This window comes from Ochrobactrum sp. SFR4 (assembly GCF_019730395.1).
Taxonomy (GTDB): Bacteria; Pseudomonadota; Alphaproteobacteria; order Rhizobiales; family Rhizobiaceae; genus Pseudochrobactrum.
Genome location: NZ_JAAPBB010001161.1, coordinates 1 through 246 on the forward strand (window position 1 = coordinate 1; position 246 = coordinate 246).

Sequence of the window (246 nt, forward strand, 5' to 3'; positions counted from 1 at the left end):
TTTTGCTTTTGACATGCAGGCGGTATGCAGCGGTTTCGTTTATGCTGTGACCACCGCCGATATGTATATCAAGAGCGGTATGGCCAAGCGCGTTATCGTGATTGGTGCAGAAACGTTCTCCCGTCTTCTCGACTGGAAAGACCGCACAACCTGCGTTTTGTTCGGTGATGGTGCCGGTGCAATCATTATGGAAGCGGCTGAAGGTAACGGCTTGACCTCCGATCGCGGTGTACTGACTGCCAATCT

General features: G+C 52.0%; 1 pseudogene. It reads left to right on the plus strand.

Annotated features, from left to right (window positions below):
- Positions 1 to 246, plus strand: a pseudogene (locus HBA93_RS22695) (3-oxoacyl-ACP synthase); the annotation flags it as partial.